Source organism: Hymenobacter telluris (genome assembly GCF_017313265.1).
Taxonomy (GTDB): Bacteria; Bacteroidota; Bacteroidia; order Cytophagales; family Hymenobacteraceae; genus Hymenobacter; species Hymenobacter telluris.
In genome coordinates, this window is sequence record NZ_JAFLQZ010000044.1 from 1 (window position 1) to 886 (window position 886).

The window sequence follows — 886 nt, forward strand, 5'->3', positions numbered from 1 at the left end:
CTTAGAACGTGTTTGGGAATTAGGGTAGCAAAAAAGAAAACGAGCCAGTAAACAGTAAGCGGAGTTCCTAGGCTCCGCTTACTTTATGGTTGAGTGCTATCAACCCCTTACTGACTCGCAATGGCAAGTTATGCAACCGCTCCTGCCTACCCAACGAAAACGCCGCCACAGCCTACGGCAAATGCTTGACGCCATGTTGTATATCTGCCGTACCGGGTGCCAATGGCGAAACCTGCCCACCTGTTTTCCCCCTTGGTCAGCCGTTTACTATTACTTCGCCCGGTGGCGAGCGGATGGCACGTTTGAACGCCTGAGTCAGGCCAGTAACCGCGCCGACCGGCTGGCGCAGGGGCGTCTGCCCACGCCGTCGTTGGCGCTGGTGGACGCGCAAAGTGTCAAATTGGCCCCACGCCTGGGCCAGCAGCGGGGCTTGGATGCGCACAAACGCGTCAACGGCCGCAAGCGCCAAGTACTCTGCGATACGGGCGGGCGTATCTGGCGCGTCGTGGTGCACGCGGCCAATGGCCACGACAGCCGCGGGGCGCAACCCTTGTTGCCAGCACGCCATCAGCTACGTCCGGCCTGGGCCAGTCGGCTGCGTAGCGTGTTGACGGACAAGGCATATCAAGGACGTTTTGCGCAACAAGTGCAGGCCTTGGGCTGGCAACATCAAGTGGCCAGTCGGCCCCCAACCGCCGGGCGCGGCTTCGTGCCGGTCGCCAAGCGCTGGGTCGTGGAACGCACCTTTGCCTGGCTCAACTGCTTCCGCCGAGTGGTCATGGACTACGAGCGCCAACCCGCAAGCCACGCCGCTTGGCTGCTAGTTGCTAACTTAACTCTGTCCCTCCGACGAGCTACTTGTGCGTAATTCCCAAACACGTTCTTA

1 protein-coding gene is annotated in these 886 nt (G+C 60.4%); it reads left to right on the forward strand.

The window, feature by feature from the left end; translation table 11 throughout:
* Positions 1-130: 130 nt before the first annotated feature.
* Positions 131-868, forward strand: coding sequence for an IS5 family transposase (locus J0X19_RS25325; protein ID WP_206987081.1), 738 nt, complete (start codon positions 131-133; stop codon positions 866-868).
* The last annotated feature ends 18 nt before the right edge of the window (positions 869-886 follow it).